This is a genomic window from uncultured Nitratireductor sp. (genome assembly GCF_913053745.1).
GTDB lineage: Bacteria > Pseudomonadota > Alphaproteobacteria > Rhizobiales > Rhizobiaceae > Nitratireductor.
In genome coordinates this window covers 55,915-71,815 of record NZ_CAJXGF010000001.1, presented here as the reverse complement: position 1 = coordinate 71,815, position 15,901 = coordinate 55,915, and the positions used below count along the sequence as shown (strand labels likewise).

Below are 15,901 nucleotides of genomic sequence, written 5' to 3'. Positions count from 1 at the left end.
CACGCATACATCCATTCCTCCAATTTTCATCCTGACCAAAGGGAACTGAACAAATGGACACAATCCAAAAACACCAGAGCAGCGGTGCTGCATGGGGCATGCTGCTTCTCGCCAGCGCTTTCGAAATCGGCTACGCGCTCAGCGTAGGGGGCAGCCAGGCATTTACGGTGCTGAGCTGGTCGGCCGCCGCCGTCGTTTTCTTCCTGCTCACGCTTTACTTTCTCAGCGCCGCCCTGCGAACCATCGACGTCGGAATCGGCTATGCCGTTTGGGCCGGTGTCGGCTCGGTCGGAGCGGCCGTTCTGGGCAGCATCCTGCTCGATCAGCCGTTGACGCTGATCCAGGCCTTCTGGCTGGGTGTCATCATTGCGGGTGTCGTCTGGTTGAAGCTCGCCGACAGCGCCAAGCTTCATGGGCAAGCCTGATGGTCGCCGAACCTTCCGCTCGGTTGGCACGGCTCATGGAGGAGGCGGTCGCCTTCTCCGTGAACCATGTTCATGAAGGTGGCATTCCCTTCACCGCTCTCGTCGTCGATCGGCGTGGCATCGTTCTCGGTCGCGGCGTCAACCGCGTCCGGGAGCTCCTCGACCCGACCGCGCATGCCGAAGTCGAAGCGATACGTGATGCCTGCCGCATGCATGGGAAAACCGATCTGAGGGGCGCGACCCTTCTGGCTTCGGGAGAGCCCTGCGCTATGTGCTATATGAGTGCGCTTTTCGCCGGTATCTCGCATGTGTTATTCGCCGCCGACCGCGACGAGGCGGCCGCGCATGGCTTTGATTATCGCGACTCATACCGCGTCTTTGCCCAAGACCCGATAACTTGGCGTTCTCCTTCCGCCAAGAAGTTTCCCGTCCCCGGCAGGTTGCACCCATTTCTCGAATTCGGCGCCAAACTTCGCTTCCCATAGTGAAGGATATCGACTTGTCTAATTTCTTGCATGAACATACATGTTCCAAGGCAAGGATTGTTCTCACTAGAGGTAATGCTGCTGATGTCCAAGAGAAGTGATTCCTGGCTGGCGTTGGTCCAGGCCGTGGCGAATGTCGAAATCGAGCTGGGGAGGCTCCTCCAGGAACAACACGGCTTTGGCTTGTCGGACTATCGTGCGCTTGAAGTCCTCTCCAGATCCGCAAACAGCGAATTGCGAATGCAGGAACTGGCTGCTTACCTGCAACTGAACCAGAGTTCTGTATCGCGAATGGTGGAGCGTCTGGAGCGCGGTGGCCTTACCATCCGAGACCTTTGCCCGGATGACAAGCGGGGCGTCTACACTGTACTCACCGAAAAGGGGCGCACACGTTTGGAGGCGGCACGGCCCGATTACGAGAAAGCGTTGGATGAGGTTTCAGGCAAGCACCGAAGCTCTGGCGCACTGTCGGCTGTTTTCAACGCCGCAAGTGACCTGCCACTGAAATTTGATCCGGCATTGAGCCAGCCCTCGACGGGTTCAAGCGCCGCAGATGGCGAAGTTTGAGCAAGCGGTGCAATTGCAGTCGAACAGCACGCGGAAGCTCTGGAACTGGCTGCGGTGACAGTCGCGTTCAAAAAATTGTCGTGTATGCCGCCTTTGAAGGATTCGACGTGGCCGCTCAGGAAAGAAATTTTCCCACGCGCCTGGACACCAATCAAACAATTCTTCCGCCACAAATTCTCGATTGTCGGCCATTTTCCTGATCGGCATCGAGAAGGCCGGTCTGGAATACGGGGTAAACCCGGGCTGATCGACGCCCCATTTGAACCGGCACGATGGCGGCTGGCAACACAGACGCATCGCACCAAAAACAGGGTGAGCTCCGGTCTCGGCTGCAGCCGCAGTCTCACCAGAGGTGTTTTACGGGGCAGGTCACAAATCGGCGGGCTGGATCGTCACGGTGATACAACGTTCAGATGGAGCTTTCGATGACAACCAATCCCGTAAACCACTACAAGAACGTCCCCGCTGTTTTCGCGACGCTGGAGAAGGTTCACGGCGCGATCGACGAGCATGGCCTCGACCGGATGCTGCACCATCTCGTGCAATTGCGGGCGTCGCAGATCAACGCATGCGCCTATTGCGTCAAGATGCATACGAGAGAAGCGCGCGATGACGGGGAAACCAACGAACGCCTCGATCGCCTGACGGTGTGGGCGCATGTCGGCGATTTCACTCCGAAGGAACGCGCGGCGCTCGCCTGGACCGAGGCTCTCACACAGATTGACCGCAAGACCGACTACGGCCCCTTGCGCGCCGAGTTGCGCGAACATTTCAGCGAAGCCGAGATCAGCGCGTTGACCGCGACAGTCGCGATGATCAACCTGTGGAACCGCATCCAGATATCCGCCCACTGACATGCAGCAGCCCGAGACAACGATGTTCGAAGACCGTCGTCCGTTCCTGACAGGGCTGGCTTACCGCATTCTCGGTTCGCTGGCAGAAGCCGAGGATGCGGTTCAGGATACCTATCTCAAATGGCAGGCATGCGAACGCGGGACCATATCGAATCCAGCCGGCTGGTTAACCGCCGTTTGCACACGCCGCTGCATCGACATGCTGCGATCCGCCCGCCGGTCGCGGGTCGATTATGTCGGCGCGTGGCTGCCGGAGCCGATACAAACGATGACCGGGGATACCCCGGAAGGTGCGGCTGAGCTGTCGTCAACGCTCTCGCTTGCCTTCATGCTCGTTCTGGAGCGGCTCGCGCCGAAGGAACGGGCCGCCTATCTCCTGCGGGAGATATTCGACCAGCCCTATGAAGATGTGGCGGCGGCACTGGACGTGACGGAAGCCGCGTGTCGAAAACTGGTCTCGCGCGCACGCGGACGCATTGGACGCGAGGAGCCGGGCGCGGTCGTTCCGAGAAAAAGACAGGATGAACTGCTCGCAGCCTTCCAGGCGGCGATCGCGACTGGAAGCACCGTGCAGCTTGCGGCCCTGATGAGGGAAGACATCGAGTTGCGGGCGGACGGTGGCGGCAAGGCGTTGGCGCTTCTGCATCCGCTGTTGGGCAAGGCCAACGTGCTCGGTTTTGTTGGCGGAACCCTCAACCGGTCGTGGTCCGGCTACAGGTGGCAGCGTGTCGATATCAACGGCACCCGCGGTGCCCTTGTTTTTGACGGTCCGAACATCGTCGCCTCCGTTGGCCTCGCCTGGGACGCTCAGGGCGAACTCATCGGCATCTACATCATGCGCAATCCGGACAAACTGGCCCGTCTCGGTGATACGGAAAGCAAGATACAATGACCGATACGCGCGTAATCTCGCGCCCGGGATGGGCGGATTTGATCTCTGGTGGAAATCTCCTGCGTTCGCTCGCGTTGAGCGGCGGTGTCGCCCTGCACGCGGTCAACCTCTATGTTTCGACGACGATCCTGCCTTCGGTGGTGCGCGAGATTGGCGGGCTGGACTATTATGCCTGGAACACGACCCTTTTCGTGATCGCATCAATCCTTGGAGCGGCGCTGTCTTCACCCGTACTGACACAGGCCGGACCCCGTGCAGGCTACGGCATCGCCGCGGTCATTTTCATGGCAGGCAGCTTGATCTGCGCGGGTTCAAACGCAATGCCGATCATGCTTGTCGGCCGGTTCGTGCAGGGGTTCGGTGGGGGAATCCTGTTGGCCTTGGCTTATGCGATGGTTCGAAGGGTCTATGCCGAACCGCTCTGGCCACGCGCACTGGCGCTTCTGTCCAGTATGTGGGGCATGGCCACCCTGTTGGGGCCGGCCGTCGGCGGCGCCTTTGCGGAACTTGGCTTGTGGCGCGGTGCGTTTCTGGCCCTGCTGCCGTTTGCGGGGCTGGTTGCCATCGCCGCATTCTTCGTTCTGCCGCGACGCGATGTCGACCGAAAGATCGCGGAGCCGCTACCCGTCATTCAGTTGGGACTGTTGACGCTTGCCGTGTTCGCCGCCTCGTGGGGCGGAGTCGGCGACGGCGTTGCGTCGACCGTTGCCGGCATGCTTGCCGCCCTCATTCTGATCGCTGTTCTTGTCGTGGTGGAGCGGGCCTCAAAGAAAAGGCTGTTGCCCGCGGATACTTTCAAGCTCCCGGGGGCGCTGGGAAGCCTCTATGCAACCTCGGCACTTCTTGCCGTGACAGTGACGTGCACGGAGATTTTCCTGCCATTGTTTCTTCAAGAGCTGCATGGTCGCTCCCCGCTCGAGGCCGGCTACATCGCGGCTGTCATGTCGGCGGGCTGGACCGCGGCGGCAATCTTCGCATCCGGATTTCAAGCCGAACGTCGCGATATTGCGGTGCGCGCGGGACCGGTACTTTCTCTCGCTGCGATGGCCGTCCTTGCGGCCGTTCTGCCTGTGGCTGGACCTGCTGGCGATTGGCTGCCCCTGGCCTTCATCTGCGCTGCCCTAGTCGTCGGAGGGGCCGGCGTCGGTCTTGCATATCCGCATCTGTCGGCGATGGTCCTGCGCGTCGCGCCTCCGGGCGAAGCCGACAACGCCGCTTCGTCCATAATGACAGTGCAGCTGTGCGCAACGGCATTCGGCGCCGCCATCGCGGGCCTGGCTGTCAATCTGGCCGGAGCGAGCTCGTCCTCCGCAGATATGAATGCCGCGCATGCGGCGCGATGGCTGTTTGTCACTGTCGCGGCCGCTCCGTCGCTTTGCATAATCGTCATGCGCGGTCGTTCATTCAGGAAAGCCACCTCCCATTCCCGTTGAGGCCGGTAGGTAGCCCGTTGAATATCAACTAGATTGCGCCTTCTTGTATGATAAGCGTTCCGCCCTGCATGTCCGACAGGATTCCTTTGCGGTTCGGTTTCCGAGCGAACGAACTCTGATAACGTGGAGAGCATCAACCACCAGAGGTCCGCGACGATGGAGCCGTCTGCAGCCAGTTACTCCCGCTTCGCTCTCGAATATTTAATTTGACGCTCGTCGTCGGTCAGGGCACCTGCTGAATGCTGCCGCTGCCTCTAATCTCGGAGCGACGCATAACGGGGCCGCCCGACAATTCGACATCGCCACTTCCGGACACGAAAACGTCGGCGTCGACCTGCGCGGTCAACCTGGCATCACCGCTGCCATGAATATTCACCCGCACAGTTCTGGCGGTCAGGTCTTTCAACTCGGCCTCGCCGGAACCTGAAATGTTCACATCAAGCGCATCTGCTGTTCCGTTGGCGGCGACGCTGCCGCTGCCATGAATTTCCACCTGTACCGACCTGGCGATCAGGTCGCGCAACTCCGTCTCGCCCGAACCCGAGATTTTGACTTCGACGGCATCGGCGGCTCCCTCGACGTAAGCACTGCCGCTGCCCTTTATACTCAAGGCGAGCTGCGTCTGGTTGATTTGCGACAGGATCAGATCGCCGTTGCCACGCAGCTCCCAGTTGGAGATCGACGGTCCCGAAAGTTTCACGTCGAGCCGGGAGGCAAACCAGCCGGGATTGCAATCCAGGCGGAGTTGTCCGGCTTCCAGCCGTACATGATCGAGCAATGCCGGATCACCGCTGATAACCGCTACGGCCCTGCCTCCTGGTTGATAGCGGACCGTGGCCGGTATGTGGATCGCGAAGCTGTCATGCGCCGCCAAGGGGAGCGTTATCTCCCGACCGGCAGAGCTGGTCGGCCCGCAGGTCGATTCTCCCATACCCAACAAGCGTGATGCATCGCTCCAGTTCGATCCTGCAAGAGCGATCCCGAGCGTCAGAAAAACTGCGGCTCCCAGAGAACCCGCGGTTGCCACAAATGCCAATTTCCGAGTCATTTCGGTACTCTCCGTGTTCGTAAAATGACGCGAGCCTCAGACGTCGTGCCGGGCCGGCTGGACCGCACGAAAATGCAATCGGGCATAGTGGCCGAACATACGGATGCCGGCACTCACGCCCATCAACAACAATGCGCCGCCTCCGAAGAAGCCGCTCACAAATCCTATTCCGATGAAGAGGCGCCCAAATAAGTCCGGCATCGTCTGACTCTGGTCGAAGAACAGAGCCATGAAGACAATCTTCAAGCCGACCGCGCCGATGGCGATCAGCACGATGGCAAAGGCCATTGCCAATACGATTGCCACGACCAGCAAGGGCAGGAAGACAACGAGATCGACAAGCGCAAGCCCGGCTAGCGCCATGGTTGCGACCGCAAGGTTGGAAAGGCTCCATTGGGTCTCCAAACGCCGTAGTCCTATGTCGGCGCGCAGTTCCCGGGCAATCCTTGCCGGGTCGCCAAGAGCGGCGGCAACTTCCACCTCACTGCGGCCATGGGCGTCGGATTCGGCAAAATGGGCGGAATAATCGGCAAGAATCTCTTCGATCTCTTCGGGTGCAAGGCCAGTAAGCCCCCGTTTCAGCTTCTGCAGAAATGCATCCCTGGTCATCATACATCCTCAAGAAGTTTGTCGACCGCCGCTGCAAACGTGCGCCAATCGCTACGATACGCCTCGAAAACCGTCCGACCGAGCGGCGTGAGCCGATAATATTTGCGGGGCGGTCCGCTGCTGGATTCCACGAGGCGCGTGGCAACCAGACCTTCGTTCTGCATCCGGCGCATCAAAGGGTAGATCGTGCCTTCCCCCATTCCGACAGCGGAGACCAGGGTGCTCGCGATTTCGTAGCCATAGTTCTCCCCTCGCGACAACACCGCCAGGACGCAAAGGTCGAGAGCGCCCTTGCGCAGTTGGATTTGGATTGAGTCAGTCATGGAAGCTCCGAACCTAATGCATAGATATAACAAGCTACCATGTTATGCAAGATAGAGAGCTAAAGATGATCGAGAGGATTGCCGAACATCATGCGACCTACGGGTTTCCGGTCGAGATAGTCAACGCATAAGCCCTCCGACTCGCCGCCGCTTCCAGCTTATTGGAACGCAATCGGGCAAGGCTCCATCGTCGATGAAATCGCTGTCAGGTATAACCTCACTGGAGTTCGGATCGCCCAACTGAGCGATCTCGTCTTTCTGACACTCGATATCCTGCTGGATGCCGTATCCGTGCGACCGGCGGTCCGGACTGAGGTCGCAAGGGTTGTGGCGCGACGATCTGCCGAGTGGCTCCGCAGAACCGACCGATTGCAACGCCTTGGCAAAATCATGCGCTGTTCGACAGGTGTGTGCCTGATCAGTGATCCGTTGGCTTCTGTGTCATTCACGCTGATGCACCGAGAATGTTCTCGTCCACAAACCTCAAACGTCAAACCGGAGTGGCGTGATCGGGCGTGATTGTGCCCGTGATTTGGATGGCGCGTGCCATCGCTGCCTGTCGGGGAATAGCCAAATCGCGGAAACGGCTCGCGAAAAACGAAGGCGTTCGAATGTAAGGAGAAGAATGGCCGTGGAATTCCCACAAGAGAAAAATGGAAGGTGGCTGGTGAGACTTTTATCGCAACGGGATTTTATTCCCGATTTCGGCGCACTTTAACCGGTGCTGAGGCGCACAGCCGTGCGTTTGCCGACGATCGGGCCGGTTGGAAGCCCCGTGGATACAAGCCGCCGATCTGCTCGATCAATCCGAGCGAAAGAGGTTGTTTGCCTGGCAGGTTCGGTATTGTCCAGACGTGCAGACACCTGCATCCCGAAACCGGTGGCGGTCAACCAATCGCGTGCATCGAACAAGTAGCGCTTGGCCGCCTTCTGGCCCTGGAATTCAGAGCTTCCAGCCAACGGTTGTGGCTGGAAGTTTTTTCTCAGGTCGGAACCGGGAAACAATTTGTTTCAGCGCGCCGCGGAAACAACCACTTCGATCAGTGTATCCTTGCCCAGTTCAGCTACGCCGATCGTCGCTCTCGTCGGCAAATGTTCCGCGGGCATCCATTCCAGCCAGGCCGCATTCATACCTTCCTTTTTCGAGAAGTCCGAGATGTAGATCATGGCCGTGAGAAGGTTCTCCTTCGATGAACCGACCTCCGCCAGCAGTGCATCGATTTTTGCGCAGATCTGTTCGGTTTGGCCCTTCATGTCGAGCGATTTGTCATCGGCGACGAGGCCTCCGAAATACAAAACGCCATTGTGTTCGACGACCCGGTGGTTGATGCGGGTCTGGATGTGTCTCTTGATCATGAGAGTTCCTTATGTGCTCTGGTTGGATTTTGTGGAAAGCGCTCGATTGAAAATGGAGTGATCGGGGCCTGGGTCCTGCCGGTCGCGATCAGCTCGGCCATGACGTCGCCGACACCCGGTCCAAGCTGAAAGCCATGAGCGGAGAAGCCGAAAGCGTGGAACGCACCCTGCGCATGGGCCGCAGGACCGATAATCGGTATGCCATCCGGCATCAGCCCTTCGATTCCCGCCCATGAACGGACGATCTGTGCAGCGCGCATCACGGGGAAAATATCCATCGCCGTCTGCGCGGAATGGCGCAATTCAGCCATCTGCATATGCGTTCGATTGCTTGCCGGTTCGGGAACCCCCGGTCGGCCGCCGCCGATAACGACGGTGCCATTCGGCATCTGCTTGAAGGAGAGTGGACGTCCTGTCGCTCCGACGACGGCGGTACAGAACGGGCGCAGTCGTTCCGTGACAATCATCATGGGGGCATAGGCCCGGACAGGTGCATGGTCGCCGATCTGCCGGGCAATTTCGCCTCCCCAAGCTCCTGCACAATTCAGCACGAAACGTCCTGTGAACTCCTGCCCCCCTGTACTGACCTTCCAGTCCTTGCCTGATTTGAACACACGCTCGACCGGGGTGTTTTCCAGGACGCGCACGCCTGTTTTCTGGGCCTTGCGCTGAAAGGCGAAGGTGGTCTGGTAGGGCTGGGCAAATCCGTCATCCAGTGACGCAATGGCACCGACACAGTGCTCGGCAACACCTGGCAGGTGCTCGCGCATGGTCTGCCGATCGAGAATCCGCTCATGGGTGTAGCCCAGACCATTGAGCTCCGCGACGCGCCGGCGCAATGTTTCAAGCTCCGCTTCGGTCTCTGCGACCTTAATTTGCGGTGCCGGCTGAAAGCCGCAATCATCGTCGACAAGGTCGGCGATGTGACGCCATATGGACATGGAATGCAGAGAAAGCGGAATTTCCGCGATGTGCCTGCCGAGCTTCCGTACGCCCCCGGCATTCACGCCGGAAGCGTGCCGTGCCACGGTGTCCTTTTCAAAGACGATAACCCGGAGCCCGCGCAGCGCCGCATGCAGCGCTGCCGAGCAGCCGTGTATGCCACCACCAATCACCAGGAGGTCGGCTGTCATTTGCCGGGTAGATGTTGCAACCATCGTCCGGCCTCAGAGCGGTTCGTCACGTGTTGGTTCTCGTTCAAGCTGAGCCAGTTCTGAAAGGAGGAGTGGCTTCAGCGGGGGGCGCAGGCGATAATAGCCGATGGAGCCCGGATCCTCGCTGCGCCGTTCCGCAATGATGGTGCTGACTGTCAGTCCGCACATGCGACCTTGGCAGGGACCCATGCCACTGCGCAGAAAGGACTTGACCTGGTTCGGGCCGGGGGCACCGAGATCAACAGCCTCCCGGATGGCTCCTGCCGTTACTTCCTCACAGCGGCAAACGAGAACATCGTCGCCAGGCACCATGACCTCGTCTGAAGGTGCATACAGCGTCTCGAGAAAGGGCCGAATGGCTTCATCGCGTCTCAGCTGCCGCTGAAGAGCCCGAATTTCCGCGTCCGTGTCGCTCCCGAGTCTCCCGGCAACCCGGAGGGCGACGAGCCTTCCTCGTATCTCCGCCGATTTCGCTCCCGCGACACCGGCTCCATCACCCGCAACGAAGACGTTCTCCACGCTGCTTTCCAGGAATTCATCCAGTTTGGGGACGAAACAACGCTGGCTCTCATTCCACACGTGATCGCAGCCAAGCAGGCGCGTGGCCTGTTGATTGGGAACGACCCCCTGATGCAGGGCTACGCTGGATGTTTCGATATGATGTGCCCTGCCGTTTGCAAAGAAACGAACGGCGTCGGCGCGTTGCGATCCCTCTATCCGGATATCGTGAGCACCGGAATAGCGCGGGACACCAGCACGCCGGATCTGTCGCATCATCGACATACCCTTGCGCAGATAAGGAAGTGCGGTGAGGGCGCTGCAAAGGTGTCGGGCCGCCTTGATGTAACGCTCCCTGTCAACAGTTTCGACAATGGCTTTCGGCGGGACACCCGCCACGATCATCTGTTGCGCAAGCAGATAGAGAAGTGGCCCGCTTCCAACGAGGACCACGTCGTCGCCGATGCCACCGTGGGCTTTGAGCAAGATTTGCAATGCACCTGCTGTCGTAACACCGGGCAGGGTCCAACCGGGCATCGGCGTGGGGCGCTCTACCGCGCCTGTCGCAATTAGGAGGTGTCGTGTGGAAACCTGCGCGGAGCCGCCATTGCGCGAATAATCGATGCTCAGATCGGGATTGATGTTCCAGACAGTCGCCTCGGGAATGTAAGTGGCCTTACAGGCGCGAAACGCCTCAGCGATTCCGATACCCTTTTGATAATCCGGTCCCAGTATTTTCCGCCGCTCTTCCGGAACCGTTTCGATGGCACGATAGACCTGACCGCCAGGAACGGGCTGTTCGTCAAGAAGGATGACGGAAAGGCCGGCATTTGCGGCCTCCGTCGCTGCCGCCATGCCGGCGGGGCCGGCGCCGATAATGGCGAGGTCACAAGCGTTCATTCGATTTCAACTCCGATGGCGCCTTTCTGGCGGCGCACTTTCATGCCTTCGCGCACGGACACCATGCAGGCCTGGCGGTTCGGTATTCCGTCGACTTCAACAAGGCATTCAAAGCACACCCCCATCAGGCAGAAGGGGCCGCGCTCGCTCTGGGAAACAGGCGTATTGCGAAAGTGGGTTTCGCCCGCGAGCATGAGCGCAGAGGCGATCGTGTCGCCAGCAGCGGCATCTATGGAACAGCCCTCGAAGGTGAAAGAAACCCTTGGGGACTTGATGGCGTTATTGCGCTTGAACATGCAGTCTCTCTGTTGAAAAAGCAGACATGGGATCTTCCAGTCGACCGCGGGCGATCATGGGGGCGAGCGTGCGCGCGTGCGCACCAGCCAGCGTGACGCCCGAGTGACAATTGACCGAGAAGACGCCCGGGTGACTCTCGGACTGTTGGTAGATGGGGAACCCGTCCGGGCTCATGACGCGCAATGCAGCCCAGGAGCGCACGAGCCGCAGGTCTTTCAGGAAGGGGAAGGAACGGATCGCCCGTGTCGCAATATCCGCCATGATGCCTGGACGCGAGGTCAGGTCGAAACCGGCATCCTCGTGGCTGTCGCCGAGAAGGAAAGATCCCTCGTCGGTCTGGCGTATGAACACAGTGGGCATGGAGAACTTCATCTCCGTGCGCTCCGTCACCAGGATTTGCCCTTTTTGTGGGAACACCGGCACGTTCAATCCTGCGAGAGGCCCCAGCGTGCGGTTTCCGAGACCCGCTGCGAGCACGACCTTGGTGCCCGTGAAGACACCGGCTCCAGTGGTCAGGCGGTAGCCGTCGCCATCCTTTGCAAGAGTTTCGACACGGGCTTCATTGCGGTAGGCGCCGCCGGAACGCACGATGCTTTCGTGCAGTGCTCTCAAAAGATAAAGCGGGCTTGCATGGCCGTCATGCGGCGACCAGCTCGCGCCCACGACCTCCGGGCCGATCCCGGGCATCATCTTCTCAAGCTCATCGCGTTCGATCATGATCGCCCCGTAATCGGACCCGTGCACATTGTGCATGCGCTTGATGAGGGCGGACTGGCGTACCCAGGCTTCTTCCGAAAGACACAGATGAACGCCGCCGGCCTTGTGATAGGCTGTGTCGATGCCAGTCAGCTCCTGGAGCTCCTGGGAGAAGTCCGGCCAGACATCAGCCGAGTGGCGGCTCCAGCGCGCATATTCGGGCATGGCCTCGCCCTTGGACTGTACCCAGACAAGGCCGAAATTGCCTCGTGAAGCCCGGAATGCCACGTCGCCTTCGTCCAGCACCAGAACCTTCTCGCCAAGTCTGCCGAGACCATGCGCAAGGGCGGCGCCGACCAAACCCCCGCCGACAACAATCGTGTCGTAGTTCATCGCGCCTCTCCTCCGATCAGCAGCCTGTCCAATCCGTAGAGCCTGTTGACCGCGAGCATGAGCAACACCGTCAGGAGGATCACCATCGTCGAGATGGAAGCGACCAGCGGATCTGTCGTCTGGGTGATATGCGAGAAGAGCCGTACGGGTAGCGTGGTCGTCGACGGGTTCACAATGAACACCGTTACAGTCAATTCGTCGAAACTGGTGATGAAAGCCAGCACCCAGCCACCCACCACACCCGGCAGAATAAGCGGCAGGGTCACACGGCGAAACACCGTCCAGTGCGATGCGCCGAGCGAGGTTGCGGCCATTTCGATGGACCGGTCGACCCCCGTTACGGAGGCAAGCACCAGACGCAGGACAAAGGGCGTAACGATTACGGCATGACACAGAACGAGTCCGACAAACGTGCCATTGATGTCGAACAGACTGAGAAAGCGCAGAAAAGCGACACCAAGAACCACGGTCGGCACGGTGAGCGGGGACAGGAAGAGCGCTTGCAATGCGTCGCGTCCACGGAAACGTTCCCGCCCAATGGCGAGCGCAGCGGGTACGGCAAGAACCGTCGAAAGCGACGCCGATGCCAATCCCAGCTCCAGGCTGATCCATGCCGCGTCGATGAAGTCGGGATTGTCGAGGATCGCCCTGAACCAGCGAAACGAAATTGCGCTTGGGGGAAACTCCAGATAGCCGGTCGGTGTGAAGGAGACTCCGATTACGACAATCAACGGCCCCATCATGAAAAGCGCGAACAGAGCGTTGAAGCAGAGAGCGAAAAGGCCATTGCGGTTCATTCGAAGACCCCCGAATAGCGGCGTTCCACCAATTTGTTCCAAGCGATCATGATGGTCAGGACCGACACCAGAAGCAGCATCGCGATGGCAGCACCCAACGGCCAGTTGAGTGTGTTCAGGAATTCGTCATAGACCGTCGTCGAGACGACCTTGATACGCCGTCCGCCCAGGACTGCCGGCGTCGCGAAAGCGCTGGCCGAGAGGGAAAACACGATTAGCGAGCCGGAAAGAACGCCGGGCATCGCCTGTGGCAGAACGATGCGCATGAAGACAGTAAGGGGGGCGGCGCCAAGCGATTCTGCCGCCCTTTCGGTTGCCGGGTCCTGGCGCTGGAGGGCCGCCCAGACCGCCAAGATCATGAAAGGTATCATCACATGAACCAGGGCCACCACGATCCCGGTAGACGTGTACATCATCCGGATGGGCGACGTGATGAGTCCAATATCGCGCAGGAATTCGTTGATCACACCCTTGTTGCCCAGAAGGATCGCCCAGCCCAGCGTACGCACCACGACGGATATCAGGAGAGGTCCGAGCACGACGAGCAACATAAAAGAGCGCCAGGCAGGTTTCATGCGAAAGAGAATGTATGCTTCCGGCAGGCCGAGCACGGCACAGATGGCCGTGGTGATGAAGGCAATCAGGAAAGTTCGGCCGAATATCTCATAGAAATAGAGGTCGCTCAGCACCTCGATATAGTTCTCCGGGCCGAACGTATTTTCTATGCCCCCATAGAATGAGAAACTGTTGAAACTGAGTAGAAAGGTCATCGCCAGGGGGGTGAGCAGCAATGCCGCGAAAAGCGCCAGTGCCGGAGCGCTGAGGAGCCAGGGAGTCGTTCTGCCGGACGCTGTCATGAGACATCTCCGCGCGGCAGGAGACGCATGGCCTCCGGCTCCCAAAAAAGGTGCAGGCGCTCACCTATTTCGGCTCCGCGTCGCCCCAGATTACGCTGCATTACGAGAAGTTTGCCGATGGGCGTTTCGACCCGGAAGAGCCAGTGATCGCCCAGGAAAACCCGCTCGATCACGTCACCGGAGAGCGTTGCCTTGTCGATATCGGTCAATTCGATCCGCTCAGGGCGAAGCGAGAGTTCGACAGGACCGTTTGCCAGGACCGTTTGCGGGCCTGCGAGGCGTACATCGTCGATGACGATCTGCGTCCGCTTGCCCGCACGTTCCAGAAGTGCAGGGAGGCTGTTCGTCTTGCCAAGAAACGTCGAGATGAAGGACGTCGCCGGCTTCTCATAGACATCGAAAGGACTGTCTTCCTGAATGAGTCGCCCGCTTTGCATGACGGCGACCCGGTCGCTCAACGCCATGGCTTCCGACTGGTCGTGCGTAACAAGCAATGTGGTAACCCCGGCTTCTTGCTGAATCCGGCGAAGTTCCAATTGCATTTCCTCACGCAGCTTCGCGTCGAGGTTGGAAAGTGGTTCATCGAGCAGAAGGAGTTCCGGTTCGATGACGAGGGCGCGGGCGAGTGCCACACGTTGTCGCTGACCGCCGCTCATATGACGCGGAAAGCGGTCTCCCAGGTGCGAAAGATGAACAAGGTCAAGTGCATCAGAAACGCGTCGGCGGCGTTCGTGAGAGGGCACATTGCGCATCTCGAGACCGAAGCCGACATTTTGCTCGACTGTCATATGCGGGAAAAGCGCGTAGGTCTGAAACACGATGCCAAGGCCCCGTTTGCGGGCCGGGATTGCGCCGAGGTCGCGACCATTCAGCATGATCGAACCTGAAGTGGGCTGGGTGAAGCCCGCGATCATCTGCAACGTTGTCGTCTTGCCGCAACCCGAAGGCCCCAGAAGCGAGACGAATTCCCCGCGCTGGATGCTGAGATTGAAATCCTCGACGGCGACGACTGCGTTGTAGCGCTTGTTTAATGCCTGAAGCTCAAGAAAAGCCATTGTCTGCCCGTGATTGAAAGCCGGTTGATCCATCATCGCCCCGCCCGCGGGACAGTGTCTGTCCCGTGACGACGTTACCCCGGGTCCGCGATGGTGCGGTGCGGGAAGCATCGTCCAGGACGGGCGTGGCGATTTTCAGTGTCGCGATCAGCGTTCGATTTCACGAGCCCAGCGTTTGGTCCATTCCTCGCGAGCCGGGTTAATGGTGTCCCAGTCGACGGCGATCAGCTTGCCAATCTGTTCGGGTCCGTAAGGGAGCCATGCAGCGAGTTCGTCTGGCAGTTCAGCATTCTTGTTGACGGGACCTGAGCCCATGGCATCGGCAAGGCGTACCTGGATCTCCGGCTCTAGCAGAAAATCAACAAAGGCGTTGGCCAGGTCGGTAACGTCGCTTTCTACCACCGGGCAGGCGGCAAGCATGAGCGCGACGGCGCCTTCCTCAGGATAGGCAAATTTTGCCGGGAAACCGGTATCGGCAAGCGACTTGGTGCGACCCGAACCCCAGATTGACAGAGCGATCTCTTCCGACTGAAAGAGTTCGGACATCTTGCCCGAAGAGGGTTCGAACACCAGGATGTTGGGAGCGACCTTCTCCGCCATGGTGCTGAAGCCGGGGTCGATCTCCTTTTCGCCGCCGCCATTCAGGCGTGCCATCATCACGAGCGTATGCAAGCCATATGTGTTCGAGATCGGCGGAATGGAGAGTATCTGGCTGTATTTTTCGTCTGCCAGGTCCATCCAGCTCGATGGCAGTTCCCAGCCTTCACGCTCAAACCATTCGGTGTTGTAGGTAAAGCCGGTGGCCACGAATCCGATGCCGATGGAATTGGGGCCAAGCTTGGCAATATCGTATACATCATCGCCCGGCGTGGAAGACTTCATGGGAGCGCAGAATCCGAGCGCATCGGCCTGATACATCGGGCCGTCGTCGAGAATGACGACATCGAGTTCCTGATTGCCCTTCTGAGCCTGCAGGCGCGCAAGGTTTTCCGTCGAGTTCCCTGGCACGAACTGGATCTCGACCTCATGCCGGCTTTCAAACTCCGGGATGATAAGTTCCTTCATCAACGTTTCGAAAGAACCGCCATATCCCCCGACGGTCAGCGTCTTCTCCTGGGCCAGTGCAGATCCGAAGGCCAACACAGAGCAACTCGCAGCCAGCATCCCATGCGCCAGCGATCGCCAAATCGTTTTCATTTGCTTCCCCTTTGTTCTTGTATGGTGGCGAGCCCATTCAAAGGAGAGGTTGTCTGAATTTCAAA

At 59.3% G+C, this 15,901-nt stretch carries 18 protein-coding genes; 6 read left to right on the top strand and 12 right to left on the bottom strand.

What is annotated here, in order from left to right; translation table 11 throughout:
- Window positions 1–53 precede the first annotated feature (53 nt).
- The 6 genes from QZ638_RS00365 (at window position 54) to QZ638_RS00340 (ending at window position 4,656) form a co-directional block, all read left to right on the top strand.
- On the top strand, window positions 54–425 hold the full coding sequence (locus QZ638_RS00365; protein WP_295805678.1) for a multidrug efflux SMR transporter: 372 nt from the start codon (window positions 54–56) through the stop codon (window positions 423–425).
- Window positions 425–910 (top strand): nucleoside deaminase, encoded by a 486-nt coding sequence (locus tag QZ638_RS00360; protein WP_295805676.1) that lies wholly within the window; start codon window positions 425–427, stop codon window positions 908–910. The genes QZ638_RS00365 and QZ638_RS00360 overlap by 1 nt, the downstream gene beginning before the upstream one ends.
- A gap of 75 nt (window positions 911–985) precedes the next feature.
- Window positions 986–1,477, top strand: a complete 492-nt coding sequence (locus QZ638_RS00355; RefSeq protein WP_295805675.1) for a MarR family transcriptional regulator — start codon at window positions 986–988, stop codon at window positions 1,475–1,477.
- Window positions 1,478–1,902: 425 nt separating this feature from the next.
- Entirely contained in the window at window positions 1,903–2,331 is a 429-nt protein-coding gene (locus QZ638_RS00350; protein WP_295805673.1) for a carboxymuconolactone decarboxylase family protein, read from the top strand.
- Between the two features lies 1 nt (window position 2,332).
- Window positions 2,333–3,223, top strand: coding sequence for an RNA polymerase sigma factor SigJ (gene sigJ, locus QZ638_RS00345; protein WP_295805672.1), 891 nt, complete (start codon window positions 2,333–2,335; stop codon window positions 3,221–3,223).
- On the top strand, window positions 3,220–4,656 hold the full coding sequence (locus QZ638_RS00340) for an MFS transporter (RefSeq protein WP_295805671.1): 1,437 nt from the start codon (window positions 3,220–3,222) through the stop codon (window positions 4,654–4,656). Before sigJ ends, QZ638_RS00340 begins: the two co-directional genes overlap by 4 nt.
- A 223-nt stretch (window positions 4,657–4,879) precedes the next feature.
- Here QZ638_RS00340 and QZ638_RS00335 read toward each other — a convergent pair whose 3' ends face one another.
- The 12 genes from QZ638_RS00335 to QZ638_RS00280 form a co-directional block, all read right to left on the bottom strand.
- Window positions 4,880–5,704, bottom strand: coding sequence for a head GIN domain-containing protein (locus tag QZ638_RS00335; RefSeq protein ID WP_295805669.1), 825 nt, complete (start codon window positions 5,702–5,704; stop codon window positions 4,880–4,882).
- A 36-nt stretch (window positions 5,705–5,740) separates the two neighbouring features.
- Window positions 5,741–6,313, bottom strand: coding sequence for a DUF1700 domain-containing protein (locus QZ638_RS00330; RefSeq protein WP_295805668.1), 573 nt, complete (start codon window positions 6,311–6,313; stop codon window positions 5,741–5,743).
- Window positions 6,313–6,636: a PadR family transcriptional regulator gene (locus QZ638_RS00325; protein ID WP_295805667.1), complete on the bottom strand. Its 324-nt coding sequence runs from the start codon at window positions 6,634–6,636 to the stop codon at window positions 6,313–6,315. The genes QZ638_RS00330 and QZ638_RS00325 overlap by 1 nt, the downstream gene beginning before the upstream one ends.
- Window positions 6,637–7,647: 1,011 nt before the next feature.
- Window positions 7,648–7,992, bottom strand: coding sequence for a RidA family protein (locus QZ638_RS00320; protein WP_295805666.1), 345 nt, complete (start codon window positions 7,990–7,992; stop codon window positions 7,648–7,650).
- On the bottom strand, window positions 7,989–9,149 hold the full coding sequence (locus QZ638_RS00315; protein ID WP_295805664.1) for an FAD-dependent oxidoreductase: 1,161 nt from the start codon (window positions 9,147–9,149) through the stop codon (window positions 7,989–7,991). The genes QZ638_RS00320 and QZ638_RS00315 overlap by 4 nt, the downstream gene beginning before the upstream one ends.
- A gap of 9 nt (window positions 9,150–9,158) precedes the next feature.
- Window positions 9,159–10,544, bottom strand: coding sequence for an NAD(P)/FAD-dependent oxidoreductase (locus QZ638_RS00310; protein ID WP_295805661.1), 1,386 nt, complete (start codon window positions 10,542–10,544; stop codon window positions 9,159–9,161).
- On the bottom strand, window positions 10,541–10,840 hold the full coding sequence (locus tag QZ638_RS00305) for a (2Fe-2S)-binding protein (protein ID WP_295805660.1): 300 nt from the start codon (window positions 10,838–10,840) through the stop codon (window positions 10,541–10,543). Before QZ638_RS00305 ends, QZ638_RS00310 begins: the two co-directional genes overlap by 4 nt.
- On the bottom strand, window positions 10,824–11,930 hold the full coding sequence (locus QZ638_RS00300; protein WP_295805659.1) for an FAD-dependent oxidoreductase: 1,107 nt from the start codon (window positions 11,928–11,930) through the stop codon (window positions 10,824–10,826). The genes QZ638_RS00305 and QZ638_RS00300 overlap by 17 nt, the downstream gene beginning before the upstream one ends.
- Window positions 11,927–12,727 carry an ABC transporter permease gene (locus QZ638_RS00295; protein ID WP_295805657.1) on the bottom strand — a complete coding sequence of 267 codons (801 nt, stop codon included), beginning with the start codon at window positions 12,725–12,727 and terminating at the stop codon, window positions 11,927–11,929. The genes QZ638_RS00300 and QZ638_RS00295 overlap by 4 nt, the downstream gene beginning before the upstream one ends.
- The gene (locus tag QZ638_RS00290) at window positions 12,724–13,584 is read right to left on the bottom strand and encodes an ABC transporter permease (RefSeq protein ID WP_295805655.1); all 861 of its coding nucleotides are present in this window, start codon (window positions 13,582–13,584) and stop codon (window positions 12,724–12,726) included. Before QZ638_RS00290 ends, QZ638_RS00295 begins: the two co-directional genes overlap by 4 nt.
- Window positions 13,581–14,639 carry an ABC transporter ATP-binding protein gene (locus tag QZ638_RS00285; protein ID WP_295805653.1) on the bottom strand — a complete coding sequence of 353 codons (1,059 nt, stop codon included), beginning with the start codon at window positions 14,637–14,639 and terminating at the stop codon, window positions 13,581–13,583. The genes QZ638_RS00290 and QZ638_RS00285 overlap by 4 nt, the downstream gene beginning before the upstream one ends.
- A 147-nt stretch (window positions 14,640–14,786) precedes the next feature.
- Window positions 14,787–15,836 carry an ABC transporter substrate-binding protein gene (locus tag QZ638_RS00280; RefSeq protein ID WP_295805651.1) on the bottom strand — a complete coding sequence of 350 codons (1,050 nt, stop codon included), beginning with the start codon at window positions 15,834–15,836 and terminating at the stop codon, window positions 14,787–14,789.
- Window positions 15,837–15,901 lie beyond the last annotated feature (65 nt).

Coding starts and splice junctions, on each gene's coding strand:
- QZ638_RS00350 (WP_295805673.1), top strand. CDS start 1,903: ATGACAACCAATCCCGTAAACCACTACAAGAACGTCCCCGCTGTTTTC.
- QZ638_RS00285 (WP_295805653.1), bottom strand. CDS start 14,639: ATGGCTTTTCTTGAGCTTCAGGCATTAAACAAGCGCTACAACGCAGTC.
- QZ638_RS00355 (WP_295805675.1), top strand. CDS start 986: ATGCTGCTGATGTCCAAGAGAAGTGATTCCTGGCTGGCGTTGGTCCAG.
- QZ638_RS00305 (WP_295805660.1), bottom strand. CDS start 10,840: ATGTTCAAGCGCAATAACGCCATCAAGTCCCCAAGGGTTTCTTTCACC.
- QZ638_RS00310 (WP_295805661.1), bottom strand. CDS start 10,544: ATGAACGCTTGTGACCTCGCCATTATCGGCGCCGGCCCCGCCGGCATG.
- QZ638_RS00300 (WP_295805659.1), bottom strand. CDS start 11,930: ATGAACTACGACACGATTGTTGTCGGCGGGGGTTTGGTCGGCGCCGCC.
- QZ638_RS00335 (WP_295805669.1), bottom strand. CDS start 5,704: ATGACTCGGAAATTGGCATTTGTGGCAACCGCGGGTTCTCTGGGAGCC.
- QZ638_RS00365 (WP_295805678.1), top strand. CDS start 54: ATGGACACAATCCAAAAACACCAGAGCAGCGGTGCTGCATGGGGCATG.
- QZ638_RS00280 (WP_295805651.1), bottom strand. CDS start 15,836: ATGAAAACGATTTGGCGATCGCTGGCGCATGGGATGCTGGCTGCGAGT.
- QZ638_RS00360 (WP_295805676.1), top strand. CDS start 425: ATGGTCGCCGAACCTTCCGCTCGGTTGGCACGGCTCATGGAGGAGGCG.
- QZ638_RS00295 (WP_295805657.1), bottom strand. CDS start 12,727: ATGAACCGCAATGGCCTTTTCGCTCTCTGCTTCAACGCTCTGTTCGCG.
- QZ638_RS00290 (WP_295805655.1), bottom strand. CDS start 13,584: ATGACAGCGTCCGGCAGAACGACTCCCTGGCTCCTCAGCGCTCCGGCA.
- QZ638_RS00325 (WP_295805667.1), bottom strand. CDS start 6,636: ATGACTGACTCAATCCAAATCCAACTGCGCAAGGGCGCTCTCGACCTT.
- QZ638_RS00315 (WP_295805664.1), bottom strand. CDS start 9,149: ATGGTTGCAACATCTACCCGGCAAATGACAGCCGACCTCCTGGTGATT.
- QZ638_RS00320 (WP_295805666.1), bottom strand. CDS start 7,992: ATGATCAAGAGACACATCCAGACCCGCATCAACCACCGGGTCGTCGAA.
- QZ638_RS00340 (WP_295805671.1), top strand. CDS start 3,220: ATGACCGATACGCGCGTAATCTCGCGCCCGGGATGGGCGGATTTGATC.
- sigJ (WP_295805672.1), top strand. CDS start 2,333: ATGCAGCAGCCCGAGACAACGATGTTCGAAGACCGTCGTCCGTTCCTG.
- QZ638_RS00330 (WP_295805668.1), bottom strand. CDS start 6,313: ATGACCAGGGATGCATTTCTGCAGAAGCTGAAACGGGGGCTTACTGGC.